This is a genomic window from Kribbella voronezhensis (assembly GCF_004365175.1).
Classification (GTDB): Bacteria; Actinomycetota; Actinomycetes; order Propionibacteriales; family Kribbellaceae; genus Kribbella; species Kribbella voronezhensis.
Map to the genome: position 1 here is coordinate 5,138,085 of NZ_SOCE01000001.1, position 26,019 is coordinate 5,164,103.

Genomic DNA, 26,019 nt, shown 5'->3' on the forward strand with positions numbered 1-26,019 from the left:
GGGGTGGGTCAGCCGACCAGGGCTCGGATGTTCAGGTGGCCGGCTATGGAGTCGTAGCGTTCGGCGTAGAGGGTGGTGCAGCGGCCGGAGGTGCAGCCGGAGCCGGCGAAGGCGAGGCCTCGGATGGTGGCGGTGGTGGAGGTCGGGCGGGTGTAGATGGGGCCGCCGGAATCGCCACTGACGATGGCGGTTGCGCCGTCGCGGGTCGCCCGTACTACGTACGTGGTGCAGCCGTCGGCGTCGCAGTACTTGGCGCTGGTGGAGCGGACGGTGATGCCGCACAGCGAAGTACTGAACGAACCCGATTGGCAGATGCTCGTGCCGACCGCGGGGTCGGCGCCGCCCTTCACAGTGCGGGTGTCGACGCTGTCGCCGGGGCCGTCGGTCCAGATCTTGGCGCCGTACGAACTGCCGGCCAGCAGGGACTGGTCGTAGTCCGGGTAGTTCGTGCGGACCGTTGTGGTGCCGTAGTAGTTCGAGCCTGAGCGCCAGATCGTGCCGGGGCCGCCGCAGTGGCCGGCCGTCACCGCGCCGCGGGTGTTGGTGGCCTGGATGACGACCGAGAAGCCGGCGGTGCAGTTCTTCGTTGTCGAGGTGATCCGCGCCCCACCCCAGTGACCGCCGGTCGCGGTGTCGCTGAGCCGGGTCATGCGCTGCGGGCTACCGGCGACCACCGAGACTCCTGCCATCGATTCCAGCCCGGCGATGCTGGCGGCGGAGGTGGTGGCCTTGTCGTACTCGACCAGGATGTTTTCGCTGGCCGGATCGAGATCGGCGGTGAAGGTCGTCTTCGCGGCGTCCGCGGACCAGTCGCGAGCGCCGATCTTGGTCCAGGCGGCCGCGATGGAGCGAGCGGACCGGCAACTGCGCTCGACGGTCAGCATCTTGAGACCGGGCTGCGGGACGTTGCGGGAAATGGCTGCCTTGTACTTCGAATCGTCCACCACCGAGTCGTCGAGCACGACCTTGTAGCCGGTCTCGGGTGAGCCGAGGAGGCCGACGATGCCCTGGCTCAACCCGTACGGCAGGCCGGATGTCGGCCGGCCGGTGTTGGTGAGCGGCTCGGTCGAGCGGACGGCGGCGGACACGCCTTCGCCGAGCGCCTGGCCGAGCGGGCGTGGATCGGTCGCGCTGGTCGGTTGGGAGAGCCTGGTCGCGTTCATCGAGGTGGTGGTCGGGTCGGCATGCGTGCAGGCCGCCGGCGCTGTCACTGAGGCGGACGTGGGCAGCACCGACACCGAGGCGACGGTGACTGACAGCGAGCAAAGGGCGAGCAGCGGGACGGTGGCTGAGAGTCGCACTAAGCTCCCCAATCGGTGGACGGCCTCCGTGAATGGTCCGCGCACGGACGACTCATAGTCAATAGCCGATCACCGTCTGCGAGCAAATTTGACTACCGTGTGCGAGCGTAGATCGCAACTTCACGCCCGTCGCCCGCGTAGAACCGCAGTGTCGCCTGGTCCGTGCTGATCCGCCGGGCCGCGGCCAGTACGGCGGTGTGCGGCACGTTGCCGCATTCGATCAACCGCTGGCCGTCCGCGTGACTGGTGAATTCGCCGCGCTGGCCGATCGTGAACGTCCCGGCAAGGCTGTTGCAGCCGTCCGAGCCGGTCCAGGTGCCGTCGCTCCGGAAGGTCAGCGTCGGGTCATCGGGCCGACCGACCTTGAGCGTGGTGAAGCCATTCAGCTTCACCGGTCGCCACGTGCCGGCAAGAGCTTGCGCAGAGGTCACCGCGGCTGTCGTTGCGGCTGCTGTCGGTTTGCTGGCCACAGGGACCGGCGGTGGGGAGGTGCTGCCGTGGTCGAGGCTGACGCCGACACCGGCGACCACGGCGATCGCGGCAGCGGCAGCGCCGGACGCGATCCACGTACGGCGTTGTGCCTGCCGCACGCCGGTGGTCGCGCGGCCGGCTAGGTCAGGGGCCAGGGGGACGGAAGCGGCGGCGCGTTCGAACGTGGCGCGCAGGTCTTCCTCGAGCTCGGTCTTGCTCACGGCAACCTCTCATCAACACGGTGGGACTGCCTCGTCTTCCGCAGTGCGGCGAGCGCCCGGCTGGCGGTCGCTCGCACGGAGGACGGTTTGATGCCGAGCAGGTCGGCGATCGTCCGGTCGTCCATGTCCTGGTAGTAGCGCAGGACCAGGACGACCCTTTCCCGGGCCGACAACGTGGCGAGGGCGCGCCAGAGGTCGTCGGAGTTCACGATGTCGGTGGCGGGATCGGGCACCGTGTGGTCGGTGTCGATCTCGGCCGCCGGAGCCTCGGTGAAGGACCGGCGGCGCGTCATCGACAGGTAGGAATTGATCAGGATCCGCCGGACGTAGGTGTGCGGGTCGTCCGCCCGCTGCACCTTCCGCCAGGACCGGAACGCCTGCATCAGCGCGATCTGGGCCAGATCCTCCGCCCGCTGGTAGTCGCCGGAGACGGTGAACCCGAGACGCACCAGTTCCTGTCCGCGCGCGGACGCGTACTCCTCGAAATCCACTCGCAACTCCCAGCCTGGGCGTACAACACCTCACACCTATTAGACGCAGTGAGCTACCCAGGGTGCTGCAACCTTTCACACACAGTTGCGTCTCACCCTGCAGTCAAGCGTTCGACGTGAAGCCTCTGGAGGTGGCGGGGATTGACCGCCCGCCTTGCGGGTCGACACCGAGGGGTGACCCGCAAGGCGGGGGGATGACCCCGGCTCGGACGGCTTCGGGGGGCGCGTCCGAGGGAGGGTCAGCGCAGGGCGAGGGACTTGATCAGTTCGGGCGAGACCTGCCGTGGTGACGCGAGGTCGCCCGGCTTGCCCTGGCCCTCGAACGAAGTCGCCACCAGCCGGCGGCAGCCGAAGGCTTCGGCCGTGTACGAGAGCACGCCGCGGTCGTTGTCGGTGAACCGCAGCACGTACGTCGGGCCGAGTTCCTTCGTGCACATGTTCGGCTTCTTGGCCACTGGCTTCGCGCTGTTGACCAGGGTGAACAGCTGGGTCGCCTGGGCGGCCATGCGTTTGGTCTGCACCGTCGCGTAGTCCTGGCCGGTCGCCGTCGGGTCGTACTGGCAGATGGTCACACTGACCGGGTTGAACGCGGACTTGGCGGTGCCCTTGCCCCAGACGGCTTTGTCGACGGCGGCTTTCACCGCGGCGATCGTGTCGGGGCAGTCCATGCTCGGCGTTCCGCTGGGGGTGGGCGGAGTAGCGGTGGGTGTGGTGCCGGTGGTGGTCGGCGTTTCGGTGGGCTGGGCACCGGGAGTAGGGCTGTCCTCGTTACCGCAGGCGGCGGTGACTCCGAGGACGGCCACGACAATCGATGCTCCGATGAGGCCCCGTGTCCTTGATGCACTCACGACTCGGTCCTTCCGGGTTGGCAAGGAGGCCCATCATGCTCGACCTGCCACTCACAGGCCGTATAGGTACTGTCACGGGGCGGCGTCTATCCGGTCACGAGCTGGATCGAGTGTCAAAAGCAGCAGTTCTGTAACGTGTGCGGGCTGTTCGGGTCGCGGGTTTGGGATGATCTGGAAGGGCAGTCGACGGAAGGACGGACGTGGGCAAGAAGAAGGATGCGGCGACGCTCGCGCAGCGGGAGCGCGAGGAGTGGCAGCTTGGGCAGGACTGGGCGCGCTGGCTGATGGCCGGCAACGCACCGCAGCCGCTCACCTTGTACGGCATCGTGCTGGAGCAGGGCGAGGTCGCCTATCTGCAGGCACCCGCGCACTACGCGCGGCTGTACGGCGGCAGCGGGCAGTACACCCAGAGCGGCGGCATCTTCTTCGGCAGGCCGGGCATGGTGCTCGGACTGATGGCCGCGAACGCCGCCCTGAACGCCGGCCGGAAGGCGGCCGCGCGGCGCGACATGCAACTGCTGTGGCGTGATCTGCAAGAGGTGCCGACGATCGCGACGAACTACCGGTTGATGTGCCATCTGCCGGCGCGGGGCTGGTTGAGCTTCTACTACACCGCGGTGCAGGAGTTCTATCCCGACCCGGCCAACTGGACGATCACCTTCGGCTTCCAGAACGCCGAACCGCTGCGGCTGGGCGGTCTGTCGACGCCGACTCTGTCCGTGCTGACCGCGTGGACCGTACTCGGAGCCGAGCGCTGGAAGAGCGAGCCGGGCATCGCGCCGCTGATCCAGGCGGCGACCGCGCAACAGGTCGGCCCGGGACAGCAGCAGGGTCAACTGGAAGGCCAACAACGCAACCTGCCTCGAATCCCCGGACAGGACTGAGCCCGGAATCCCGGGCAGAGATGCGAACCCTCGACGGAGTGATTCGGAGTTCCGGGCGGGGGCCGAACTCAGGTAGGACGGGTCTGGAGTCTCCGGGCGGGTGAGCGGGAATTCTGGGCAGGGTTATCGGAGTCTCGGGCGGGCTGAATCCTGGGTGGGAATGAGCCGAAGTCTGCGGGCGGGAATGCTGGATGGCAGTGAGGTGTGGGTCGCGTAATCTGGGGGGTATGACGAGCCCGTACGAAGACGACGAGCCGCTGCTGCCGGAACAGACCAGCGATGACGATCCCCGCTCGTGGGGGGAGAACGACCCGCGTAGCGACGATGACGAGCGCATTCTTCGCGAGGTTCCTCCGCATCACGGATGACGGTCGATTCGCAGCGCGGCGGTAGTCGCGTGTTTCTCGTCCATGGCGGGTTGTGGGATGCCATGGATTCGAGGGGTTTCTGGCGCACGCCGGGGATTTCGGCGGGGCTTGAAGCTGCGGGGTTGGACGTGATCGCGCCCGATCGCGTGCGCAGGGCTCGCAGTTGGGCGCAAGAGGTCGACGAACTCGCGGCGCTCCTGCCGGACCAGCCGGTGCCGCTGGTTGGTGCTTCCAATGGATGCTCGGTGGCAGTGCGGCTGGCGCTGGCATATCCGGAAGCCGTGAGTCAGTTGTTGCTCGCGTGGCCCGCGACCGGGGGAGACGTGTCCGTCGACGAGCGGACCAGGGCCGGCCTGGTGGCGCGGGGTGCTTCCGGCGAGGTGGCTGACGGGTTGCTGGCTGGAGAGACGTTGCGTGGGGTGGCGGATCGGGAGCTTGCCGGGCTGGGAATTCCGGTGGCGGTGTTGCCGTCCGCACCGGAGAATCCGTCGCATCAGCGCAAGACGGTCGACGCCTTGCTGGGGCTGATCCAGGGGAGTCGGGAGTTGCCGGGCTGTCCTGAGCCGCCGACGCCGGATTTCCCGCCGCACCGGGACGCGCTGGTAGCCGCATTCGTGGAGTTCGCGAACGGCTGACGCAGAGTTTCAGGGGGAGTCGTGGAGTTGAAGGCGTTCGAGGATTCGCACGCGGCGGTGGTGGCGAGCTGGGCGAGTACTGCGCAGGAAGTCGCGCTGCTGTCCGGGCGCGAGGAGTACCCGTTCCCGGCGGACCTGGTGGGCAGTTGGCGGAAGGTGGCCGACGACATCGCGTCGTACTTGTACTTCGATGGGGGAGCGCCTGTCGGGTACGGCGAGCTGTGGCTGGATGACGAGGAGGACGAGGTCGAGCTCGCCCGGATCATCGTCGCGCCGGACCTTCGGGGGCAGGGGATCGGCGCCGAGTTCGTCCGGGCCTTGTTGCAGCCGGCGCTGGCGGCTGGTTATTCAGCTGTGTTTCTGCGAGTCCGACCTGACAACGAGCGGGCGATCAGGACCTACCTGCGGGTGGGCTTCCAGCCGGTCGACGAGAGGCTCGCCGCCGAATGGAACGAACCCCAGCCGATCAACTACGCCTGGCTCCAATACCCGACGGTCAACGCCAAGTAGGCACCAGGCCGACGAGACGAGGCGTCACAAGAGGCACGCCTCGCCTACGGCAGGGTCGGGCGCGACTGTCAGGGGCGGGTGCGGAGGGCGTCGCGGATCTCGACCAGGAGTTGCTGGTCGGTGGTCAGGGGCTCGGGCTCCGGCTCCACGCCGGTGGCGGCGGCCGCGGCGCGGCGGTCCTGGATCTTCTTCATCGGCACGACCAGCACGAAGTAGACGACGGCCGCAGTGAGCACGAACACGATCAGGGCGTTGATGATCGCGCCGACGTCGACGATCGACTTCTCGTTGCCGTCGACGATGTGGAAGGCGAGGCCGTTGACGTTCGTGCCGCCGATCGACGCGATCAACGGGGCGACCAGGTTGTCCACCACGGTCTTGACGACGGTCGCGAACGCGGTGCCCATCACGAACGCGATGGCGAGGTCGAGGATGTTCCCTCGCATGATGAATTCTTTGAAGCCCTTGAGCATTCCGTGCCTCCACGATTGGGACCCTGGCGGCCCGCGGCGGTCGATATCTGCAAAACGTAGGGCCATCGGGCGGTGCGGGGCGAGGAACCGCGCCGCAACGGGGCTGACAAGTGATCGACAGTCAGGAGGTCGCTGGCGATGCCGTGAGGGCAACTGTGAGGCGGGAGTTGGTGCCGGCCTGGGCCAGGTGGGCCGCCGTCTCGGCGGAGGTGGCGACGACTATCAGCGCGCCAGGACTGCCGCTGGGGGAGGCGCGCGGGTTCGGAAGGGCGATCACGCGAGCGGCGTCGGCGAGGAGGGTCGCCAAGGCCGTGCCGGTGCTGGTCGCGCCGTAGACGTCGATCCGGTCGCCGACGCGGAGCAGGGCGGCGATGTCGGCGTCGTCCAAGCGAAGTGGGTACGCAACCAAGCCTGGGCCGAGTGCGTTGGGCGACAAGAAGCGGGCGTCCGTCAACGGTTCGCCGGCGCGGACCGGGCCGGCCAGCACCCGTTTGGCGAAGTCGGCGCCAGGCCGTAGTACGCCGGTGGGCGCGGCTGCGGGAGGTAGGTGCAGGGTGCGCAGGTCGCTGGTCGAAGGCACGGCTCCGCCGGGGAGGTCGCGCGCGGCGGCGAGCACAGCGATGGTCGGCGGCGGCTCGGGCGACACGGCGGCCAGGGCGAAGTAGACGGCTGCCGCCGCGGACACCCCGGCGAGCAGCCGGCGATGCCAGCGGACGGCTTTGCGGAGGTCGCGAAGAAAGGAGTTCGATCGGTTCATGCCAGAGAAAGTACGAGTTTCTCCGGCAGGTCAGGCCCCGTTGTCCACAGGGCCCTCAGAGCTGGTCAGGCCGCGCTGGTCTTGCTGGCGCTGCCCGCCGACGATCCGCCCGAGGAGCTGGACGAGGACGACGAACCCGAAGACGACCCGTTCGAAGACGACCCATTGGAAGACGAGCCGTTGGACGAGGAAGACCCGGAGTCGGACGAGGACGTCGAAGACGAAGAGCTGGACTCGCTCTTGGCCGGCACGGTGCTGGTGCCGCTCGAACGGCTGTCGTTCCGGTAGAAGCCGGAGCCCTTGAAGACCACGCCGACCGCATTGAAGACCTTGCGCAGGGTGCCCTCGCAGTTCGGGCAGACGGTCAGCGCATCGTCCGTGAAGCTCTGCCGGACCTCGAGCGAGTTGCCACACTCGGTGCACTGGTACTGGTACGTCGGCACGTTGGTTCCCTTCAGGCCGCTAGCACTCCTACTACTCGACTGCTAATAATGCGGCACGGGCCCGAAGTATTCCAACTCCTGCCCGTCAGTCCGCCGGTCTGGACCAGTTTCGCCGGCCTGGCAACCTCCGCACCGGTCGGTTACGTCTCCCCAGCGTGGGATCACTGGGGCGGGACAGCCTGAAACCGTTACTGAGAGTGACGCCAGGCCTGCTCATCTGGGCGACTGGCTGCCTGCTCCTGGCCGCCTACGGTACGCGATGGGACACGATCGGCCTGTTCTCGCTCTACCTGGGCCTGAGCATCGTGATGCCAGGAGTCCTCCTCTGGCGCTGGCTACGCGGCAACGGCGACGGGTTCGCCGCCGACTTCGCCTTCGGCACGGGCCTCGGCCTGGCTCTCTCGATCCTCACCTACATCCCTGGCCGAGCCCTGGGCGTACCGCTCCTGCCTCTCGTCGTCCCAGCCGCCACCTTGGACGCCTTCCTGACAGTGCCCGTACTACGAACCAACTGGCGCACCCGACGCGCTCCGATGCCGGCCTGGTGGGCGTGGTCTGTAGCGGCCGCGGCAGTGGTAGGGCTCTGGGTGATCACCCGCAACGGACTCGCCATCGAGCCGATCGCCTTTCCCGACGCCGCGTTCCAGTACAGCGACATGCCGTACCAGTTGGCGCTGGCCGGCGAGCTGAAGAACCATCTACCCGGCCAGATCCCGTACGTCATCGGTCAGCCACTGAACTACCACTGGTTCATGCATGCCGAGGTGGCCGCCACCACCTGGCAGACCGGCATAGAGCTGGACGTATTGCTCCGCCGACTCTTCCCGACTCTCTGCGCCCTGCTGCCGATCCTGTCGGTCGCAGCGCTGGCCACGAAGCTGGCCAAGCGGTCCTGGGCAGGCCCGCTCGCTGCGTGGCTCCTGCTAACCGTCACCAGCTTCGACGTGTACGGCTGGGACGGGCGAGAGTTGATCAGCCAAGCGCCGTACTCCACTGCCGTCCTCATGTACAGCCTCACGCACGCCTTCGCGGTCGTATTGGCCATCCCAGTCGTCTGGCTGATCGTCTGCCTCCTCCGTGAAGACAGGCGACCCGGCAACTGGCTGCTGCTGGCAGTAGGAATCGCTGCGCTCGCAGGCGCCAAAGCGTCGTTCGTGCCAATGCTGGTCGCAGCCATCGCGCTGGTCATCGCAGTGCAACTCGCAACGACTCGCAGACTCGACCGCGCTCACCTGGGCCTCGCTGCAGTAGCCGTGCTCGCGCTAGGCGTGGCCCAGGTCGTCCTGTTCAGCGCAGGCTCGTCCGGCGTCGCCCTCGGCCCAGGACAAAGCTTCCGAGCGCTCGCCCCCAAGGTCGGCTTCGGCAACCACTACGGCAACCATGCGGCAGAAGTAGCGGTCCTCGGTACTACGGGCCTAACGCTCCTGGTCTCCTGGGCGATCGGCGGCGTCGGCATGGTCGCCTTCCTGCAGAAGGGCAGGTGGAAGGACCCGACCGCTGTCTTCTTACTCGGCTTCCTCATCGCCGGTGTGGCTGCCGGTGCTCTCCTCCATCACCCAGGCTTCAGCCAGCTGTACTTCGTCCGCGCAGCGTTCCCCATCGCCATAGCCGGCTCGGCTTGGGGTCTGACCCAGCTGCTCGACAGCGTGCGCTTCCGCGTCGCCCTCCCACGCATGGCGGCAGCCCTCGCAGTCGGCGCGGTACTGGCCAAGATCCTCGGCGCGGCGACTCCGGACCGACCTCTCAAGCGCCAGGGCGTCGCACTGGTCAGCCTGCAGGTCATCGCTCCGTGGCTGACAGCGCTGCTGGTAGCGGCGATCGTGACGCTCCTGCTGACCAAGACCCCCGGCCACTGGAAGGTCCGACCCCTGGCGCTCGGCCTCGGCGTACTCGTGGTCTTCGGCGTGGTCGGCATCGCTCTGCCTGAGACGGTGATCACCACAGTCGGCGAGAAGGTCTGCGTGTCCGGTCCGGAGAGACCAGACTGCCGTCACCCGAGACGCCAGATCCCGGACGGCGGCGCCGAGGCAGCGCGCTACATCCGGGACCACTCGAGCGTCAACGACAGGCTCGTCACCAACTCACACTGCATGCCCGCGTACGACCCGAGGCGCTGCGACACCCGCAACTTCTGGCTGTCCGCGTACGCCGAACGCAGGGTGCTCGTCGAGGGCTGGGCCTACACCCCGAGAGCGCAGACCAGCAAGAACGCGACGAACGGGCCGTTCTGGGATCCCGAGTTGCTGGCACTCAACGACGCCGACCCGTCCCCAACGACGCTGGACCGCCTATGGACGCAGTACGGCGTGCGCTGGCTCGTGTACGACACGAAGGTGTCCCGGCCACCGCACTCGCTCCAGTCCCACTGGCGGTTCAGCGCAGGCACTGTCCAGGTCTTCGAGCTGACCCCGCCGATCAGCCCGACCCCGAGCTAGACGCCAGTGACGTTCACGTCCGTTCAATGGCCACGGTCCTGTTCGACCGAGTGTGTCGGTGACCAGCATTTGGGGTGCGGGGCGGCATTCTCTACGGTTGGGTCCGTGCGTCGCCTGCTTCGAGTCCTCATCATCGGCGGTATCGGCCTGGTCACCTTGCTGCTCGTGGTGGCGGGGACCGGGATCTTCGTCGTCCGTCATTCCTTGCCCAGCTATGACGGGACCGTCGATCTGGCGGGCCTGGACGCCGATGTCGAGGTGGTCCGCGACGCCAACGGCATCCCGCAGATCTACGCCGACAAGCCGGACGACCTGTTCGCCGCGCAGGGCTACGTGCACGCGCAGGACCGGTTCTTCGAGATGGACTTCCGCCGCCACGTCACCTCCGGGCGACTGTCGGAGTTGTTCGGCAAGGGCGCGCTGGAGACGGACAAGTTCATCCGGACGATGGGCTGGCGCCGGATCGCCGAGAAGGAACTGGGGCTGCTGTCACCGTCCACCCGGCAGTACCTCGACGACTACGCGCGCGGCGTCAACGCCTACCTCGACGAGCACTCCGGCTCCGGCCTCAGCCTCGAGTACGCCGTACTGTCGATCAACTATGGCGCGTATCGCCCTGAGCCGTGGACGGCAGCCGATTCGCTGGCCTGGTTGAAGGCGATGGCCTGGGACCTCGGCGGCAACATGGCCGACGAGATCGACCGGACCAAGCTCGCCGCGACCCAGCCGGCCCGCAACGTCAACAGCCTCTACCCGGCCTACCCGTACGACCGCAACGAGCCGATCCTCGCCGGCGGTTCGGTCGGCGAGGACGGCAAGTTCAGCGCCCAGCCGGTCGAGAACGAGGCCCGCCGCGGGATGCTCACCAAGGACTTCCTGAACTCGCTGGACACCGTCGACAAGGTGGCCAAGGGCCTGCCGCAGTTGCTCGGCCGCGGCGACGGGATCGGGTCGAACTCCTGGGTGGTCTCCGGTGAGCACACCACCACCGGCAAGCCGCTGCTGGCCAACGACCCACACCTGGGCGCGAGCATGCCGGGCATCTGGACCCAGGTCGGTCTGCACTGCAACAAGTTCGGCCCGCAGTGCCCGTTCGACGTGTCCGGGTTCAGCTTCTCCGGTCTGCCCGGCGTGATCATCGGCCACAACAGCCAGATCTCCTGGGGTTTCACCAACCTCGACCCCGACGTGATGGACCTGTACCTCGAACGGCTGGACGGCAACAACGCGCTCTACAGCGGCAAGCTCGAGCCGCTGACGCTGCGGGCGGAGTCGTTCAAGGTGGCCGGCCAGAAGGAGGAGGAGCGGATCATCGTCCGGGAGTCCCGGCACGGTCCGATCATCTCCGACGTCGGCGACGACGAGCGGGAGACCGGCGAGCTCGCCGCGAAGGGCAAGAGCCCGGTCCCGTACGCCGTCGCGCTGCGCTGGACGGCGCTGACGCCGGGGCGCTCGGCCGACGCGATCTTCGCCATCGACCGGGCCCAGAACTGGACCTCGTTCCGCAAGGCGGCGAGCCTGTTCGAGGTCCCCTCCCAGAACCTGGTGTACGCCGACCGTGACGGCCACATCGGTTACCAGGCTCCCGGCCGGGTGCCGATCCGCAAGGCGGGGACCGGCGACTGGCCGGTGCCCGGCTGGGACCCGAAGTACGAATGGAACGGGTTCGTCCCGTTCCAGGCGATGCCGACCGAGTTCGATCCGGACGACGGGGTCATCGTCACCGCGAACCAGGCGGTGGTGCCGAAGTCGTACAAGTACCACCTGACCGACGACTGGGACTACGGCTACCGCTCGCAGCAGATCCTCGACCGGATCCACGCGGTCGACAAGCTGGACGTCAACTCGATGGCGGCGATCCAGCTGGACACCAAGAACAAGAACGCCGAACTGCTGGTGCCGTACCTGCTACGGATCGCCATCAACGACGACTTCGACAAGCAGGGCCAGGACGCCTTGCGTGGCTGGGACTTCACCCAGCCGGCCGACTCCGCGCCCGCGGCGTACTTCAACATCGTCTGGCGGAACCTGCTCGCGCTCACCTTCCACGACCAACTGCCCGAGTCGGCCTGGCCGGACGGCGGGTCGCGCTGGTTCGAGGTGATGCGCAACCTGGTCGTCCAGCCGAACAGCGGCTGGTGGGACAAGCAGGGCACGCCGCAGCGGGAGACCCGCGACGACATCCTGCGCGAGGCCCTGGTCAACGCCCGGGCCGAGATCACCACCAAGATGGCCCGCGAGCCCTCGAACTGGCAGTGGGGCCGCCTGCACAAGCTGACCCTGACGAACCAGACGCTGGGCACCTCGGCACCCGGTGTGATCAAGAAGCTGTTCAACCGCGGCCCGTACGAACTGGGCGGTGGCTCGTCCACGGTCGATGCGACCGGCTGGAACGCGGCCGACGGCTACACCGTCACCGCGACGCCGTCGATGCGGATGGTGGTCGACCTGTCCGACTTCGACAAGTCGCGCTGGATCAACCTGACCGGCATCTCCGGCCATGCGTTCTCGTCCAACTACACCGACCAGACCGAGCTGTGGGTGAAGGGCGAGACGTTGCCCTGGGCCTTCACCAAGGGCGCGGTCGAGGCGACCCGGAAGCACACACTGACCTTCACCAAGCCGGAGCGCTAGCCGGTCAGCGCGGTGTCGAAGGTTTCGAGCAGGCCCGGTGCCGGCGTCCAAAGGGCGCGTTGGGTCAGCAGCAGGGCGAACGTCTGCTGCTCGGGCAGCGTGTACCAGAGGGTGCCCAGGCCACCGGCCCAGCCGTAGCGGTCGGGCAGGACCGCCAGACCGAAGCCCCAGCCGGCGTCCGAGCCGAGGAAGGCGGCCGCGTCGGCGCGTTGCTCGGCGCTCAGGTGGTCGGTCGTCATGGCCGAGACCGACTGTGGTGACACGATTCCGGCGCCTCCGGCAACCAGCAGCTGAGCGAAGGCGGCGAAGTCGTCCGCAGTCGAGATCAAACCGCCGCCGGCGTCCGGAAAGCTCGGTGGTTCGAGCCACTGACTGTCCGCCGCGTCGTCGTACACCCCTTGCCCGAGGTACGCCGTGGTCAGCCGGGCGCGCTGATCCGCCGGTACCGCGAACCCCGTGTCCTTCATCCCCAGCGGCTCGAACAACCGCTCCCGGAGCAGCACCTCCAACGGCTGACCACTCGCCCGCGCAAGCAGTACGCCGAGGATGTGCGAGCCGGTCGCGTACCGCCAGCGCTCGCCCGGCTGGTACTGCAGCGGCAAAGTCGCCAGCCTGCGGATCCACTCGTCCGGCTCCAGCGAAGTCCTCGGCTTCGGTGGTCCGAAGGTCCGTACTCCGAGCGCTGCCTCCGCCTGCTGCAGCGGCAGGCTGTTCGGAGCCGCCATCGGCTCGCCGAGACCCAGCCGAAACGTCAGCAGGTCCCGCAGCGTGATCGGCCGCTCAGCAGGCACCGTCTCGTCGACCGGTCCATCCGGCCGGCTCAGCACTCGAGGCGATGCCAGCTCCGGCAGCAGGTCGTCGATCGGCGCATCGAGTTCGAGGTGCCCTTCGTCCACCAGGATCATCGCCGTGGCGGCGACGATCGGTTTGGTCCACGACGCCACGCGGAACAGGCTGTCGCGCTCGAGCGGCGCACCGCCGTACGCCAAGGCTCCGAGCACGTTCACCCGTACCTCGCCCGGCCGGCTGACCAGCGTGATCAGGCCCGCGACCTCGCCGCGGTCGACGTACCCGGCCATCGCCTCGTCGAGCCGGTCCACTGCCTGCCAGCTGGTCATGACGCCTCCGTCACTGTCCGAGAAGGACGAGTCGGGTGGGAGTGAGTGCCGCGGTCACCGGGTGGTCGTGGGGGTCGGCCGGTAGGTGGTCGACGATCTCCTCGTCGAAGACGGCCGCCCAGATCGGCGTACCGGCGGGAACCCGGGCGAGTGCACGGTCGTACGAACCGCCACCACGACCCAGCCGTACGCCGTGCCGGTCGACCGCGAGCGCCGGGCAGATGACGAGATCCGCGGTGGCGATCGCCGCGGCACCCAGGTCGACGGGCGGCTCGGAGAGGCCGAGCCGGCCGGGAACGAGGTCGGCGGCACCGGGTGCCACTCCCCAGCCGAGGTCGTTGTCGGCGTACAGGATCGGCAGGAGCACTTCACGACCGCTGGCCAGCAGCCAGTCGATCAGGGCGCCGGTCTGTGGTTCCGGGCCTCGGGAGACGTAGAGGGCGATCCGCTGCCGCGCGCCCAGGTGCTCGCGCGCGGACTCCAGCAAACCTTTTCCGGAAGGCCGGACGGCCCGGGCGGCGAGCAGCGCGTCGCGCGCGGCCGTCTTGGTAGCAAACACCTCCTGATCGTACGGACCGCCACCGCCCGACCGCCCCGCGCGCGCCGCGATGGCTTAAACCACGTCGGTTGCGGGCACTAGGGTTGCCTTATGAGTGAGGCGGGGCTTCGACAGGCACAGGAGAAGATGCGCGCGGCCGGTGCGGCCGACGTGGCGATCAAGGTCTTCTCGCACTACTACCGGCTGCTCGAATCGGGCCAGCAGGGGACGATCCGGGAGTCCGAGATCGAGCCGGTGGGTGATCTTCCTCACCTCGAGCACCTCGACACCGACGCCGAGTCGATGCGTGCCGCGCTGGCCGAGACGGTGGTGATCAAGCTCAACGGCGGCCTCGGCACCTCGATGGGCGTGACCGGTCCGAAGTCGGCGCTGCCGGTCAAGGACGGCCTGAGCTTCCTCGACATCATCGCCCGGCAGATCCTGAGCACGCGCAAGGAGTACGACGTACCGCTGCCGCTCGTGCTGATGAACTCCTTCCGCACCAAGGACGAGTCGCTCGCCGTCCTCGACCAGTACGCCGAACTGCCGGTGGACGGGCTGCCGCTCGACTTCCTGCAGAACATGGAGCCCAAGCTGCTGGCCGACGACCTCACTCCGGCCGAGTGGGAGGCGGACCCGGAGCTGGCCTGGTGCCCGCCCGGGCACGGTGACCTCTTCACCGCATTGGTTGCCTCAGGCACCCTCGACGCGCTCCGCGAGCACGGCTTCCGGCACGCGTTCATCTCCAACGCCGACAACCTCGGCGCCACGCCGGACGGCCGGATCGCCGCCTGGATGGCCGAGCACGACGTCCCGTTCGGGATGGAGGTCTGCCGCCGGACCAGGTCCGACCGCAAGGGCGGCCACGTTGCCGTGCGCAAGTCCGACGGCCGGCTGATCCTGCGCGACAGCGCCCAGGTGCATCCCGACGACGTCGCCTCCTTCCAGAACACCAAGCTGCACACGACCTTCAACACCAACAACCTGTGGATCGACCTGGACCGGCTGGCCGAGCTGATGACCGGTCACGACGGCATCCTCGGTCTGCCGATCATCGTCAACCGCAAGACGGTCGACCCGGCGGACTCCTCATCCCCGAAGGTGATCCAGCTGGAGACCGCGATGGGGACGGCGATCGAGACCTTCGAGGGTTCGCAGGCCGTGATCGTGGACCGGAGCCGCTTCAAACCGGTGAAGACCACGAACGACCTGCTGGTACTGCGTTCCGACGTGTACCAGCTCGACGAGGCCGGCGACCTGACCACCACCCACGAGGGCGACGAGCCGTACGTCGACCTGGACCCGGAGTTCTTCAAGATCCTGGCCGACTTCGAGGCCCGGTTCCCGGCCGGGCCGCCGTCGCTGGTCCGCGCCGACCGGCTCGAGGTCCGCGGCGATGTTGCCTTCGGCAAGGATGTGGTGGTGGTCGGCGACGTCGAGGTCAGCGCCGAGCCGGGGCAGCAGCGGCAGGTCGACGACGGGACCGAGCTGCGTGGATGATGTCTGGATCCGGCCGCTGGAGCCGTACGACACCGATGAGGCCGCGGACGTCTGGTGGGCTGCCCGGCACGCCGAAGGTGCTCAGCTGCCGCCGGCGATCCACTCGATCCAGGAGGTTCGGACCTGGTTCGCGGAGGTCCTGCTGCCGGACGCGCAGAGCTGGGTCGCGCTGGACGACGGCCGGATCGTGGCGGTGCTGACGCTCGACGGTGACGACCTCGACCAGCTGTACGTCGTACCGGATGCGGCCGGGCAGGGGATCGGGTCGACGTTGGTGGAGCTGGCGAAGGACCTCCGGCCGGGTGGGCTGGCGTTGTGGACGTTCCAGAGCAACGAGCGCGCGCAGAAGTTCTACCGGCGACACGGGTTCGCCGAAGTACGCCGTACGGACGGAGCGGGCAACGAGGAGAAGTCGCCCGACGTACGCATGGTCTGGGGCGGGCACCCCGAAAGATAGAGTTCCTTGGGTGAGAAGGAGCGTTGACGAGCATCTGGAAGTCGTTCTCGGCAGGGTGAGGCCGCTGCCGCCGTTCGAGCAGCCGTTGATGGAGGCGCTCGGGCTGGTGCTCTGTGAGGACGTCGTCTCGCCGGTGAGCCTGCCGGGCTTCGACAACTCCGCGATGGACGGGTACGCCGTACAGGCTGCCGACCTCGCCGGGGCAGCTCAGGACAACCCGATCAGGCTGCCCGTCGTCGGTGAGATCGCCGCCGGGCGGAGCGAGCCGATCGTCGTGACCCGGGGCACCTGCGTACGGATCATGACCGGCGCCCCGATGCCGCGCGGCGCGGACAGCATCGTCCCGGTCGAGTGGACCGACGGGGGAGCCGCCAGCGTGCGGATCACCCAGCAGCCTCCGCTCGGCGCTTCCGTACGCCGTGCTGGTGAGGACCTGAAGGCCGGCGACAAGGTGATGGACGCCGGCACAGTGCTCGGGCCGCGGCAGATCGCCGTACTGGCTGCTGTCGGGCGCGCTCGCGTGACGGTTCGCCCACGCCCGCGGGTTGTTGTGGTGTCCACGGGAGCGGAGCTGCGCGAGCCCGGGACGCGGCTGCACGAGGGGCAGATCTACGACTCCAACAGCTACACGCTCGCGGCGGCGGCGCGGGAAGCCGGGGCTGTCGTCTACCGGGTCGGCATCGTCGACGACGACCCGAAGAAGATCATGGACGCCTTGTCGGACCAGCTCGTGCGTGCTGACCTCGTGATCACCTCCGGTGGGGTGAGCAAGGGGGTGTACGACGTCGTCAAGGAAGTGCTGAGCAAGCTCGGCACGATCGACTTCCCCGAGGTCGCGATGCAACCCGGGAAGCCGCAGGGCTTCGGCGTGATGGGCGAGGACGAGGTGCCGATCTTCACCTTGCCGGGCAACCCGGTGTCGGCGTACGTGTCGTTCGAGGTGTTCGTCCGGCCCGCGCTGCGCAAGCTGATGGGGGCGATGCCGTACCGCCGTACGCCGGTGCAGGGCATCGTGCTCGACGGGTTCGCCTCGCCGGCGGGCAAGCGGCAGTTCGTCCGGGCCGCGGCCACCTCCGGCGACCAGGGGTGGATGGCCAGTACAGTCGGCGGGCACGGCTCACACCTGCTCGGCGGGTTGAGCCGATCGAACGCGCTGATCGTGGTGCCCGAGGACGTCACCGCCGTCCGGGCCGGCGACCAGGCCGAGCTGTGGCTGCTGGACGAGGAGACCGGATGACCGACAACGCTGGCCGGACCGGCGACGCTGCTGGTGCTGATGGCGCCGCGGGTGGGTTGACGCATGTCGATGCGAGTGGTGCGGCGCGGATGGTGGATGTCTCGGCCAAGGACACCGGTGCCCGGCGGGCTGTTGCCTCGGGCAAGGTTTTGGTGAGCGCCGAGGTGGTTGCCGCGCTGCGCGGTGACGGCGTGCCGAAGGGCGACGCGCTCGCCGTCGCGCGGATCGCGGGGATCATGGGCGCCAAGCAGACCCCTTCGCTGATCCCGCTGTGCCACCCGATCGCGATCACCGGGGTCAAGGTCGATCTCTCGGTGGCAGACGACGCGGTGGAGATCGTCGCCACCGTGAAGACGACCGACCGCACCGGCGTCGAGATGGAGGCGCTGACCGCCGTCACGGTGGCCGGCCTCGCGGTCGTCGACATGGTGAAGGCGCTCGATCCGGCCGCCGTGATCACCGACGTACGGGTGGAATCCAAAGAAGGCGGCAAGACCGGACACTGGGTCCGCCCGTGAAGGCGCTCGTGATCAGCGTGTCCAACCGCGCTGCGGCCGGGGTCTACTCGGATACGACCGGCCCGTTGATCGTGGACGCGCTGGCTTCCTGGGGCTTCGAGGTGGACGGCCCGCAGGTCGTGCCGGACGGCGCACCTGTCGGTGAAGCCTTGGTCGCCGCGGTCGGTTCGGCGTACGACGTCGTCCTGACCACGGGTGGCACCGGGATCTCGCCGACCGATGAGACCCCCGAGCGGACCGCCGCAGTACTGGAGACCGAGATCCCCGGGATCGCCGAGGCCATTCGCGCGTACGGCGTGGCGAAGGGCATCCCGACTGCTTCGCTGTCGCGCGGGCTGGCCGGGGTCGCCGGGCAGACGATCATTGTGAACCTGCCCGGCTCGCGCGGTGGCGTGAAGGATGGGCTGGCCGTGCTGGAGCCGGTGTTGATCCACGCGGTCGACCAGGTCCGGGGCGGCGATCATCCGCGGTCGGACGAGGTCTGATGGCTGTCGTGCACTGGCCGGTTGAGCTCCAGCACGGACCGGTTCAGCTCCGGCCGCTCAAGGCGAGCGACGGACCGGAGTGGAGCGCGGCGCGCCAGCGCAACATCAGCTGGCTGCGACCCTGGGACGCCACGCAGCCGCCGGGTGCTGAGGACGGTGCGCGCACGTTCCGGTCGATGGCGCGCGACTGGAACCGGCAGGCGCGGTACGGCCGGATGCTGCCGTTCGTCATCACGTACGGCGGTGCCGCCGGTCCCGGTCCGCGCTCGAAGTGGCCCCTGGTAGGACAGCTCACCGTCTCCGGGATCACCTACGGATCGGCGCGGTGGGCGAACCTCGGGTACTGGGTCGACGAGCAGTACGCCGGTCGCGGCATCGTCCCGGTCGCGGTCGCGCTGGCGGCCGACCATTGCTGGTTCACGCTCGGTCTGCACCGGATCGAGGTCGCGATCCGGCCGGAGAACAAGGCGAGTCTGCGAGTGGTGGAGAAACTCGGCTTCCGCTACGAAGGCGAGCGGCCGAGGTTCCTGCACATCGACGGAGAGTGGCGGGACCATCGCATCTTCGCGTTGAACGCCGAGGAAGTCGGACCGGGCCTGGTAGCACGACTGCCCTGATCACGGTGCGTGCTTATTCACACCAGTCACACGAGTCTTCTTGCGACACACCGGCTCACGTACCGGAACTCGCCGTCTGCTGGTCTTAGCGTCGTCGCATGGGGACGACAGGGCTGATCTATGTGGCGATCGTCGCCGCGTGGGCTGCTTACCTCGTCCCGATGCTGCTGAAGCGGGGCGACGAGGTCAACCGGCGCCGCACGGCGGAGAAGTACTCGTCGTCGGACGCGCGCGTCCTGGCGCGCAACAACGACGTCCAGTCGCGCTCGAAGTACGTCGTACGACCGGCTGGTGCTGTTGGTACGTCGGGCTCTTCCGGTGCTGTTGGTTCTTCCGGTGCTCTGGGTTCGTCGGGCTCGGCCGGTTCGTCGGGCTCGGGCTCGGGCTCGGGCTCCTCGGCTTCGGGTGGCTCGGGTTCGCATGCCGAGCCGGTCGGGACGGATTCGTCGCCGCCGGCGCGCTACGTACCGAACCGAGCCCGCCGGGTGGCCGCCATGCGCCGCCGGCGGGTGCTGTCGATCCTGACCCTTTCGCTGCTGTCGATGACGGCCCTTGCCGGGCTGGAGATCCTGCTCTGGTGGACCGTCGCGATCCCGGCGACGCTGATCGTCGCGTTCGTCGTACTGACCCGCGTCCAGCTCCGGCGCCAGGCTCGCGAGCGCGCCGCCCTGATCGCCGAGCGACGTGCCCGTGCGCAGGCCCACCACGACTGCGGCCCGGCGTCGGCGCCTTCGTCCTCGCCCGACCACGAGATGACGGTCGAAGTGAAGCTCCCGATCGCGGAGCCCGCCGAGCCCGTCGTGACTGCTCCGGAGCCGGCGGCGGAAGGCCTCTGGGACCCGGTCCCGGTCACCCTCCCGACGTACGTGATGAAGGAGAAGGCCCCCGCTCCGACGGTTCGCACGATCAGCCTGTCGGGCCCCGAGGTCTTCTCCTCAGCCCGCACCGCGGACCCCGACCCCGAGGCGGCCCCCGTCGTACCGGAACCCGCCGCCCCCATCGAAGAAGAACCAGAAATCCGCCGAGCCGTAGGCGACTGACCTCGCCCACCCACAGGATGGGCGAGGTCGGAGCGCCCGGTTTCGAACAGCGACCATCTGCGTGTTAGAGTTTCGCGGTCGCAAGGCACCACCGCGACAACCTGGGGCTGTGGCGCAGTTGGTAGCGCGCTTCGTTCGCAACGAAGAGGCCAGGGGTTCGAATCCCCTCAGCTCCACCCAGAAAACAAGGCCGGTCCTCCCCTTCGGGAGACCGGCCTTTTGCTCGTACTGCGTAGGTCGCCCACGCGCCTGCGTGCTCGCTCCTGCGTCGCTCACACTCCGGACGCTCCCACCCGCCCGTTCCCGCTGCTCCTCCGTCGCGGCTCGTGCGTGGGTGCGGGTTGCCTTCTGCGGCTCGTTACGGCTTCGGCCATACCGGGCGCCACCACGTCGGCTCCGTAGGCCGTTCCAGGGCTGCCGCTGAGACAGCGCGCGGACGTCGTTGTTGTAGGTGCTGCGCGGGGTCGGACGGTGGTCAGGAGGTGTGGCGCAGGAGGGCGTCGACGACGGTGGGCCAGGTTGCGCGCGGTAGGCCGGAGCCGGTGCGGGGGAGGGTGAGGAGCGTGGCGTCTGGGATCTCGTCGGACAAGGCAACGCCGTTGCCGTGTGGGAAGAAGGGGTCCTCGTCGCCGTGCACCACGAGGGTCGGTACTGAGATTTCGCCGAGGCGTTCGCGCCAGCGAGGTTGGCAGTTGATGGCGCCGAACGTGGTGCCGAGATGGCTTGCGCGCTGGGCCTTCGGAGTTGGTGCGGCTCGGTCGAAGATTGCCCCGGCGGTTGCCCGGGCGTCCTGCTCGTCGAATCCTCGCGAGCCGGATAGCAGGCGCGTGGACTCCGCCATGTAGTCGATGACGCTGTTGCGGTCGGTCCAGTCCGGGGCGGGACGGCCGAAGACCTGTGCCATCACTTCCGGTGCGTGGTCTGGGAGGTCGGCGTCGACTGGGCCGGGGGCGACCGGACGGGTGGAGACCAGTGTCAGCGAGGCGACCTGGTCGGGGTGGTCGAGGGCGAGGAGTTGCGCGATGAAGCCGCCGACGCCCATTCCGACGACGTGGGTGGGGCCGAGTTCCAGGGCTGACAGCAGCTCGGAGGCGTCGGTCACCAGGTCGCGCAGGTCGTAGTCGGGTGCCTCCGGGTCGGCGTACGTCGATTGGCCGGTGTCACGCAAGTCGTAGCGCACGACATGGCGGCTGGTCAGTGCGGTGCACAGCTCGTCAGGCCAGCTCAGCATGGTGATGCCGATCAGCAGCACCGGGGGATCCGCTGGGTTGCCGAAGGTCTCCACGCACAGTTCGACACCGTTGACCTTGATCTGCATTTCCGGTTCCTTCCGGTCCATCACACAGTACGAAACTCGTCAGCTCTTTTGTTCTTACGACGAACGGGCCAGGCCGAAGCAGACATCGCACGGGTCAATGTCCAGCGAGGAGGGGCGCGTTCATAGTTGAGAGGATCGTTGGAGGTGGGCGATGCAGGTCAGGAATGTGCGGTGGTTCGAGGTCGACGACGTGCGTCAGGCCCTGACCGAACTGGAAGCCGTCGGTGTCGCCGCTGTCGGCTCGGTGGAGCAGGACAGCGAGTGGGAGCAAATCCACTTCCGAGCTCCGGACGGCCACCTGTACGAGCTGGCCAGCCGGCGCGAGGGAACCCCGCCGACTCCGTGAGCAGGAGCCTGATCGGCGAAATCGGTCGTAGTAGCGGACGGCAGGAGGCAAGCCGCAGCCGGGCGCGAGGCGCGACGGAGGAGCGGCGGGGAGGGGTGGGCGGGAGCGCTCTGGAGCGGGAGTGACGGAGGAACGGGCGCGGGAAGGGGGCGGGGGGAATCACCCGAGCAAGTGGTCAGGAATCGAGAAGCGGGGTGGGGTGGGGGTGGATAGCGTGAGGGGTGTCGAGGGGGTCTCGGCGTACGGATGTAGAGAGCTAGGAGTGGTGATGAGCGGGACTGAGGGTATTAAGACGGTGTTGCACCCGGTGACGGATCTGGGGAAGGCGAAGGCTCTGTACGGCGCGTTGCTCGGGGCCGAGCCGTCGGCGGATTCGGAGTACTACGTGGGGTTCGATGTCGAGGGGCAGCACATCGGGCTGGTGCCGGGGAGTGATGAGGCTGGGCCGGTGTCGTACTGGCATGTTGCGGACATCGAGGCCAAGTTGGCGGAGGTGACCGCGGCCGGTGGGACGGTCAAGCAGGAGCCGCGGAACGTCGGTGGGACGCGGCGGGTGGCGACTTTCACCGATCCTGACGGGAATGTCCTCGGCCTGCTGCAGGATTAGGATCGCGGTCCGGACGACAGATGGGGAGAAGATGAGCAAGTCGCCTGAGCATGTTGCCGACAGCCACGATCTGATCCGTGTGCACGGGGCACGCGTGAACAATCTGAAGGATGTCAGCCTGGAGATCCCGAAGCGCCGGCTGACGGTGTTCACCGGGGTCTCCGGCTCGGGCAAGAGCTCGCTGGTGTTCAGTACGATCGCGGCCGAGTCGCAACGGATGATCAACGAGACGTACAGCGCGTTCGTGCAGGGGTTCATGCCGACGCTGGCCCGGCCCGACGTCGACGTACTCGAGGGCCTGACCACCGCGATCATCGTCGACCAGGAGCGGATGGGCGCCGACCCGCGCTCCACGGTCGGTACGGCGACGGACGCGAACGCGATGCTGCGGATCCTGTTCAGCCGGCTCGGCAAGCCGCACATCGGTTCGCCGCAGGCGTTCTCGTTCAACGTCGCGTCGATCTCGGGCGCCGGCGCGGTCACCATCGAGCACGGCGGCCGGAAGACGAAGGAGCGGCGCAGCTTCAGCATCCTCGGCGGCATGTGTTCACGGTGTGAGGGCCGGGGCGCGGTGAACGACATCGACCTCACCCAGCTGTACGACGAGAACAAGTCGCTCAACGACGGTGCGCTGACGATCCCCGGTTACAGTATGGACGGCTGGTACGGCCGGATCTTCGGCGGCTGCGGCTTCTTCGACCCGGACAAGCCGATCAAGAAGTTCACCAAGCGGCAGCTCGACGACCTGCTCTACAAGGAGCCGACCAAGATCAAGGTCGACGGCATCAACCTCACCTACGAGGGCCTGGTGCCGAAGATCCAGAAGTCGATGCTGTCCAAGGACGTCGACTCGCTGCAGCCGCACATCCGCGCCTTCGTGGAGCGGGCGGTCACCTTCACCACCTGCCTCGAGTGCGGTGGCACCCGGCTCAGCAAGGAGGCCCGCTCCTCGAAGATCAACGGGATGAACATCGCCGACGTGTGCGCGATGCAGATCAGCGACCTGGCCGAGTGGGTCCGCGGGCTCGAGGAGCCGTCGGTGGCTCCGCTGCTGGAGGCGCTGAGCGAGACCCTCGACTCGTTCGTGGACATCGGCCTGGGCTACCTCAGCCTCGACCGGCCGGCGGGCACCCTGTCCGGTGGTGAGGCACAGCGCACCAAGATGATCCGGCACCTCGGTTCAAGTCTCACCGATGTCACCTACGTCTTCGACGAGCCCACGATCGGGCTGCATCCGCACGACATCCAGCGGATGAACGAGTTGCTGCTCCGGCTGCGCGACAAGGGCAACACCGTCCTGGTCGTCGAGCACAAGCCGGAGATGATCGCGATCGGCGACCACGTCGTCGACCTCGGCCCGGAGGCCGGCAGCAAGGGTGGCGAGATCGTCTTCGAGGGCAGCCTCGACGACCTGCGCAAGAGCGACACCATCACCGGTCGCCACCTCGACGACCGGGCGGCGTTGAAGGAGAAGGTCCGTACGCCGGCCGGCGTACTCGAGGTGCGCGGCGCGAACACCCACAACCTCCAGGACGTCGACGTCGACATCCCGCTCGGCGTCCTGACCGTCGTGACCGGCGTGGCCGGTTCGGGCAAGAGCTCGCTGATCCGTGGCTCGGTGTCGGGCCGCGACGGCGTGGTCTCGGTCGACCAAGCGGCGATCCGGGGCTCGCGGCGGAGCAACCCGGCGACGTACACCGGGCTGCTCGAGCCGATCCGCAAGGCGTTCGCGAAGGAGAACGGCGTGAAGCCGGCGCTGTTCAGCGCCAACTCCGAGGGCGCCTGCCCGAACTGCAACGGCGCCGGGGTGATCTATACCGACCTCGGGATGATCGCCGGGGTCGCGGCGACCTGCGAGGTGTGCGAGGGCAAGCGGTTCCAGGCGTCCGTGCTGGAGTACAAGTTCGGCGGCAAGAACATCAGCGAGGTGCTGACGATGCCGGTCGCCGAGGCCGAGGCGTTCTTCGGCGACGGCGAGGCGAAGCTCCCGGCCGCCCACAAGATCCTCGACCGACTGGTCGACGTGGGGCTCGGGTACCTGACGCTCGGCCAGCCGCTGACCACGCTGTCCGGTGGTGAGCGGCAGCGGATCAAGCTGGCCACCCACCTGGGCGAGCAGGGCGGCGTCTACATCCTCGACGAGCCGACCACCGGTCTGCACCTGGCCGACGTCGAGAACCTGCTCGGCCTGCTCGACCGGCTGGTCGACTCCGGCAAGTCGGTGATCGTCATCGAGCACCACCAGGCGGTGATGGCGCATGCCGACTGGATCATCGACCTGGGCCCCGGTGCCGGCCACGACGGCGGCCGGATCGTCTTCGAGGGTGCCCCCGCCGATCTGGTCGCAGCCCGTTCCACCCTCACCGGCGAGCACCTGGCGACCTACCTCGGCCGGTGAGCGCCACCTGGGAATCTCATCCCTGGGGTGAGGTAGATGAGCGTTCAAGGTCATGCGGTGGGCGATAGTCAACGCTCGGTAGTGGGTGGGATCGTGGAGGGGACGCCGGGGGGTATGTCGGGGGGAACCGATTCCGTGGGGGCGCGGAATCGGAGGACAGGGGCTCGACAAACTGGGCGTCCGGAGAGTGGTCGCGGATGGTGTAGTACGGCGAAGGTCCTGGGAGGGCGCCTGCGCCGGCAGTGAGAGGTATCCAGTAGAACGGGCTCAATCTGGTGGTGAGCTCGATAGGTGGAGAAGTCCCGCATCATCCGCGACCGCCGCTCTCGCTCAGGGGGCGGCGGTTTTTCGTGTACGAGCGGCCCCTGCCGGTGAGAGAGTCGTCGGGTGAAGCCTCCCGTCGAGATCGCCTGTGACGAGTCCGGGTACGAGGGGGAGAAGCTGATCGGCGGGGTGACGGACGTGTTCGCGCACGCCGCCGTCGCGCTCGACGAGGAGGCGGCCGCCCGCTGCATCAAGGAGCTTCGCGAGCGCATCAGGTCGCCTGCCACGGAGTACAAGGCGAACCATGTACTGCGGTCCAAGCATCGCCCGGTGCTCATCTGGCTGCTCGGCTCGTCGGGGCCGTTGTCCGGTCAGGCCCAGGTCCAGCTGGTCGACAAGGCCTACTTCTTGGTCTCTCGACTCGTCGCGTTCCTCACCAGCACCGACACCACGCTGGCCGCCGACCTGTACGCCGCGGGCCGCAGTACGGGCGGACCCGCATGGGGAGCCTTCCTCGCGACAGCGAACAACCTCCTGAGAGCCAAGGACCTCCCCGAGGCGACCACACCGGTCGAATCGTTCTACCAGGCAGTCGACGCGCTCACCCTCAGTGAAGTGGAGCCGTTGAAGTACTCCCGCCCGTACGCCGACCAGGTGCGCGCCGGCCTCTTCGACGACCCCCGCGGCATCCCGCCGCTGGATCCCCTGATGCCCGCCATCGTGCGCGCGATCGAGTACTGGGGCCAACCCGATCGAACCGTGGCGATCGCCCACGACCGCCAGACCACCCTCTCGCCCGACCGGATCGCCCAACTGAAGCAGCTGACCGGGAACCTGGCCGAGCTCGAACTGGTCGACTCCTTCTCCCACCCGCGGGTCCAGGTCGCGGATTTCCTGGCCGGCGTCGCCCGCAAGATCGCCTCCGACCAGCTGAAAGGCACCGACGACGCGGAGCTCACCACCCTGCTCCGCCCGTACGTCGATCCGCTCTCGACCTGGTCCGACTCGTCCAGCTGGCACCGCCTCACCTCCTGAACGCGGCCGCCGGTACCGGGATGGGGACTTGGCAACGAAGGGTGACCTCGGCATAGTTCAGGATGGATCT

The 26,019-nt window shown here is 68.2% G+C and carries 27 protein-coding genes and 1 tRNA gene; 18 read left to right on the forward strand and 10 right to left on the reverse strand.

From position 1 onward, the window contains the following. Nucleotides 1–8 precede the first annotated feature (8 nt). The 4 genes from EV138_RS24000 to EV138_RS24015 form a co-directional block, all read right to left on the reverse strand. Nucleotides 9–1,301 (reverse strand): chymotrypsin family serine protease, encoded by a 1,293-nt coding sequence (locus EV138_RS24000; RefSeq protein ID WP_238158315.1) that lies wholly within the window; start codon nucleotides 1,299–1,301, stop codon nucleotides 9–11. Between the two features lie 92 nt (nucleotides 1,302–1,393). Next, nucleotides 1,394–1,993: an META domain-containing protein gene (locus EV138_RS24005; RefSeq protein ID WP_133981036.1), complete on the reverse strand. Its 600-nt coding sequence runs from the start codon at nucleotides 1,991–1,993 to the stop codon at nucleotides 1,394–1,396. Further along, nucleotides 1,990–2,484 carry a SigE family RNA polymerase sigma factor gene (locus tag EV138_RS24010; RefSeq protein WP_133981037.1) on the reverse strand — a complete coding sequence of 165 codons (495 nt, stop codon included), beginning with the start codon at nucleotides 2,482–2,484 and terminating at the stop codon, nucleotides 1,990–1,992. Before EV138_RS24010 ends, EV138_RS24005 begins: the two co-directional genes overlap by 4 nt. Before the next feature lie 239 nt (nucleotides 2,485–2,723). Then, nucleotides 2,724–3,287 (reverse strand): hypothetical protein, encoded by a 564-nt coding sequence (locus tag EV138_RS24015; protein WP_238158316.1) that lies wholly within the window; start codon nucleotides 3,285–3,287, stop codon nucleotides 2,724–2,726. Nucleotides 3,288–3,532: 245 nt separating this feature from the next. Between EV138_RS24015 and EV138_RS24020 the strand changes: the two genes are divergently transcribed. The 4 genes from EV138_RS24020 to EV138_RS24030 all read left to right on the forward strand — a co-directional run bounded on the left by EV138_RS24020 (nucleotide 3,533) and on the right by EV138_RS24030 (nucleotide 5,729). Continuing rightward, nucleotides 3,533–4,216, forward strand: a complete 684-nt coding sequence (locus EV138_RS24020; protein ID WP_133981038.1) for a hypothetical protein — start codon at nucleotides 3,533–3,535, stop codon at nucleotides 4,214–4,216. Nucleotides 4,217–4,443: 227 nt separating this feature from the next. Next, nucleotides 4,444–4,584, forward strand: coding sequence for a hypothetical protein (locus EV138_RS37360; protein ID WP_166678662.1), 141 nt, complete (start codon nucleotides 4,444–4,446; stop codon nucleotides 4,582–4,584). Further along, nucleotides 4,581–5,219, forward strand: a complete 639-nt coding sequence (locus EV138_RS24025) for an alpha/beta fold hydrolase (protein ID WP_133981039.1) — start codon at nucleotides 4,581–4,583, stop codon at nucleotides 5,217–5,219. Before EV138_RS37360 ends, EV138_RS24025 begins: the two co-directional genes overlap by 4 nt. 21 nt (nucleotides 5,220–5,240) lie before the next feature. Continuing rightward, the gene (locus tag EV138_RS24030) at nucleotides 5,241–5,729 is read left to right on the forward strand and encodes a GNAT family N-acetyltransferase (protein ID WP_133981040.1); all 489 of its coding nucleotides are present in this window, start codon (nucleotides 5,241–5,243) and stop codon (nucleotides 5,727–5,729) included. A gap of 68 nt (nucleotides 5,730–5,797) precedes the next feature. On the opposite strand, the gene mscL is transcribed toward EV138_RS24030, so the two are convergent. The 3 genes from mscL to EV138_RS38625 all read right to left on the reverse strand — a co-directional run bounded on the left by mscL (nucleotide 5,798) and on the right by EV138_RS38625 (nucleotide 7,402). Continuing rightward, complete coding sequence (gene mscL, locus EV138_RS24035) at nucleotides 5,798–6,202, reverse strand: large conductance mechanosensitive channel protein MscL (protein ID WP_133981041.1); 405 nt, start codon at nucleotides 6,200–6,202, stop codon at nucleotides 5,798–5,800. Nucleotides 6,203–6,323: 121 nt separating this feature from the next. Next, nucleotides 6,324–6,959 (reverse strand): CpaB family protein, encoded by a 636-nt coding sequence (locus tag EV138_RS24040; RefSeq protein WP_133981042.1) that lies wholly within the window; start codon nucleotides 6,957–6,959, stop codon nucleotides 6,324–6,326. A gap of 65 nt (nucleotides 6,960–7,024) precedes the next feature. After that, on the reverse strand, nucleotides 7,025–7,402 hold the full coding sequence (locus EV138_RS38625; RefSeq protein WP_133981043.1) for an FmdB family zinc ribbon protein: 378 nt from the start codon (nucleotides 7,400–7,402) through the stop codon (nucleotides 7,025–7,027). 197 nt (nucleotides 7,403–7,599) lie between these two features. Between EV138_RS38625 and EV138_RS24050 the strand changes: the two genes are divergently transcribed. Together EV138_RS24050 and EV138_RS24055 are read left to right on the forward strand one after the other, a co-directional pair. Further along, nucleotides 7,600–9,837, forward strand: a complete 2,238-nt coding sequence (locus tag EV138_RS24050; RefSeq protein WP_133981044.1) for a glycosyltransferase family protein — start codon at nucleotides 7,600–7,602, stop codon at nucleotides 9,835–9,837. Between the two features lie 105 nt (nucleotides 9,838–9,942). Then, entirely contained in the window at nucleotides 9,943–12,471 is a 2,529-nt protein-coding gene (locus tag EV138_RS24055) for a penicillin acylase family protein (RefSeq protein ID WP_133981045.1), read from the forward strand. Here EV138_RS24055 and EV138_RS24060 read toward each other — a convergent pair. Both EV138_RS24060 and EV138_RS24065 read right to left on the reverse strand, forming a co-directional pair. Continuing rightward, the gene (locus tag EV138_RS24060; RefSeq protein WP_133981046.1) at nucleotides 12,468–13,589 is read right to left on the reverse strand and encodes a serine hydrolase domain-containing protein; all 1,122 of its coding nucleotides are present in this window, start codon (nucleotides 13,587–13,589) and stop codon (nucleotides 12,468–12,470) included. The two genes, EV138_RS24055 and EV138_RS24060, sit on opposite strands and share 4 nt — an antisense overlap. Before the next feature lie 10 nt (nucleotides 13,590–13,599). Next, nucleotides 13,600–14,148, reverse strand: a complete 549-nt coding sequence (locus tag EV138_RS24065; RefSeq protein WP_133981047.1) for a 5-formyltetrahydrofolate cyclo-ligase — start codon at nucleotides 14,146–14,148, stop codon at nucleotides 13,600–13,602. Between the two features lie 90 nt (nucleotides 14,149–14,238). On the opposite strand from EV138_RS24065, the gene EV138_RS24070 reads away from it, so the two are divergent. From EV138_RS24070 to EV138_RS24105, 8 genes are all read left to right on the forward strand, one after another. Continuing rightward, a complete protein-coding gene (locus EV138_RS24070) occupies nucleotides 14,239–15,627 on the forward strand; it encodes a UTP--glucose-1-phosphate uridylyltransferase (RefSeq protein WP_133981048.1) in 1,389 nt (462 codons plus the stop codon). After that, nucleotides 15,620–16,084 carry a GNAT family N-acetyltransferase gene (locus EV138_RS24075; protein WP_133981049.1) on the forward strand — a complete coding sequence of 155 codons (465 nt, stop codon included), beginning with the start codon at nucleotides 15,620–15,622 and terminating at the stop codon, nucleotides 16,082–16,084. Before EV138_RS24070 ends, EV138_RS24075 begins: the two co-directional genes overlap by 8 nt. Before the next feature lie 10 nt (nucleotides 16,085–16,094). Beyond that, nucleotides 16,095–17,321 carry a molybdotransferase-like divisome protein Glp gene (glp, locus tag EV138_RS24080; protein WP_133981050.1) on the forward strand — a complete coding sequence of 409 codons (1,227 nt, stop codon included), beginning with the start codon at nucleotides 16,095–16,097 and terminating at the stop codon, nucleotides 17,319–17,321. Beyond that, entirely contained in the window at nucleotides 17,318–17,839 is a 522-nt protein-coding gene (gene moaC / locus EV138_RS24085; protein WP_133981051.1) for a cyclic pyranopterin monophosphate synthase MoaC, read from the forward strand. Before glp ends, moaC begins: the two co-directional genes overlap by 4 nt. Beyond that, on the forward strand, nucleotides 17,836–18,324 hold the full coding sequence (locus tag EV138_RS24090) for a MogA/MoaB family molybdenum cofactor biosynthesis protein (protein ID WP_133981052.1): 489 nt from the start codon (nucleotides 17,836–17,838) through the stop codon (nucleotides 18,322–18,324). Before moaC ends, EV138_RS24090 begins: the two co-directional genes overlap by 4 nt. Continuing rightward, on the forward strand, nucleotides 18,324–18,941 hold the full coding sequence (locus EV138_RS24095) for a GNAT family N-acetyltransferase (protein WP_133981053.1): 618 nt from the start codon (nucleotides 18,324–18,326) through the stop codon (nucleotides 18,939–18,941). The genes EV138_RS24090 and EV138_RS24095 overlap by 1 nt, the downstream gene beginning before the upstream one ends. A gap of 98 nt (nucleotides 18,942–19,039) precedes the next feature. Continuing rightward, the gene (gene sepX, locus EV138_RS24100) at nucleotides 19,040–19,981 is read left to right on the forward strand and encodes a divisome protein SepX/GlpR (protein ID WP_133981054.1); all 942 of its coding nucleotides are present in this window, start codon (nucleotides 19,040–19,042) and stop codon (nucleotides 19,979–19,981) included. Nucleotides 19,982–20,084: 103 nt separating this feature from the next. Then, nucleotides 20,085–20,157, forward strand: a tRNA-Ala gene (locus EV138_RS24105). 299 nt (nucleotides 20,158–20,456) lie between these two features. On the opposite strand, the gene EV138_RS24110 is transcribed toward EV138_RS24105, so the two are convergent. After that, nucleotides 20,457–21,299, reverse strand: coding sequence for an alpha/beta fold hydrolase (locus EV138_RS24110; protein WP_133981055.1), 843 nt, complete (start codon nucleotides 21,297–21,299; stop codon nucleotides 20,457–20,459). A 151-nt stretch (nucleotides 21,300–21,450) separates the two neighbouring features. Between EV138_RS24110 and EV138_RS24115 the strand changes: the two genes are divergently transcribed. From EV138_RS24115 to EV138_RS24130, 4 genes are all read left to right on the forward strand, one after another. After that, the gene (locus tag EV138_RS24115; protein ID WP_133981056.1) at nucleotides 21,451–21,645 is read left to right on the forward strand and encodes a VOC family protein; all 195 of its coding nucleotides are present in this window, start codon (nucleotides 21,451–21,453) and stop codon (nucleotides 21,643–21,645) included. Between the two features lie 268 nt (nucleotides 21,646–21,913). Then, nucleotides 21,914–22,252: a VOC family protein gene (locus EV138_RS24120; RefSeq protein ID WP_133981057.1), complete on the forward strand. Its 339-nt coding sequence runs from the start codon at nucleotides 21,914–21,916 to the stop codon at nucleotides 22,250–22,252. A 31-nt stretch (nucleotides 22,253–22,283) separates the two neighbouring features. Continuing rightward, nucleotides 22,284–24,650 (forward strand): ATP-binding cassette domain-containing protein, encoded by a 2,367-nt coding sequence (locus EV138_RS24125; protein WP_133981058.1) that lies wholly within the window; start codon nucleotides 22,284–22,286, stop codon nucleotides 24,648–24,650. A 387-nt stretch (nucleotides 24,651–25,037) separates the two neighbouring features. Then, nucleotides 25,038–25,949 (forward strand): DUF3800 domain-containing protein, encoded by a 912-nt coding sequence (locus EV138_RS24130; protein ID WP_133981059.1) that lies wholly within the window; start codon nucleotides 25,038–25,040, stop codon nucleotides 25,947–25,949. Nucleotides 25,950–26,019: the final 70 nt, after the last annotated feature.

Coding starts and splice junctions, on each gene's coding strand:
- EV138_RS24060 (WP_133981046.1), bottom strand. CDS start 13,589: ATGACCAGCTGGCAGGCAGTGGACCGGCTCGACGAGGCGATGGCCGGG.
- EV138_RS24070 (WP_133981048.1), top strand. CDS start 14,239: ATGAGTGAGGCGGGGCTTCGACAGGCACAGGAGAAGATGCGCGCGGCC.
- EV138_RS37360 (WP_166678662.1), top strand. CDS start 4,444: ATGACGAGCCCGTACGAAGACGACGAGCCGCTGCTGCCGGAACAGACC.
- mscL (WP_133981041.1), bottom strand. CDS start 6,202: ATGCTCAAGGGCTTCAAAGAATTCATCATGCGAGGGAACATCCTCGAC.
- EV138_RS24125 (WP_133981058.1), top strand. CDS start 22,284: ATGAGCAAGTCGCCTGAGCATGTTGCCGACAGCCACGATCTGATCCGT.
- EV138_RS24025 (WP_133981039.1), top strand. CDS start 4,581: ATGACGGTCGATTCGCAGCGCGGCGGTAGTCGCGTGTTTCTCGTCCAT.
- EV138_RS24040 (WP_133981042.1), bottom strand. CDS start 6,959: ATGAACCGATCGAACTCCTTTCTTCGCGACCTCCGCAAAGCCGTCCGC.
- moaC (WP_133981051.1), top strand. CDS start 17,318: ATGACCGACAACGCTGGCCGGACCGGCGACGCTGCTGGTGCTGATGGC.
- sepX (WP_133981054.1), top strand. CDS start 19,040: ATGGGGACGACAGGGCTGATCTATGTGGCGATCGTCGCCGCGTGGGCT.
- EV138_RS24115 (WP_133981056.1), top strand. CDS start 21,451: ATGCAGGTCAGGAATGTGCGGTGGTTCGAGGTCGACGACGTGCGTCAG.
- EV138_RS24120 (WP_133981057.1), top strand. CDS start 21,914: ATGAGCGGGACTGAGGGTATTAAGACGGTGTTGCACCCGGTGACGGAT.
- EV138_RS24110 (WP_133981055.1), bottom strand. CDS start 21,299: ATGCAGATCAAGGTCAACGGTGTCGAACTGTGCGTGGAGACCTTCGGC.
- EV138_RS24095 (WP_133981053.1), top strand. CDS start 18,324: ATGGCTGTCGTGCACTGGCCGGTTGAGCTCCAGCACGGACCGGTTCAG.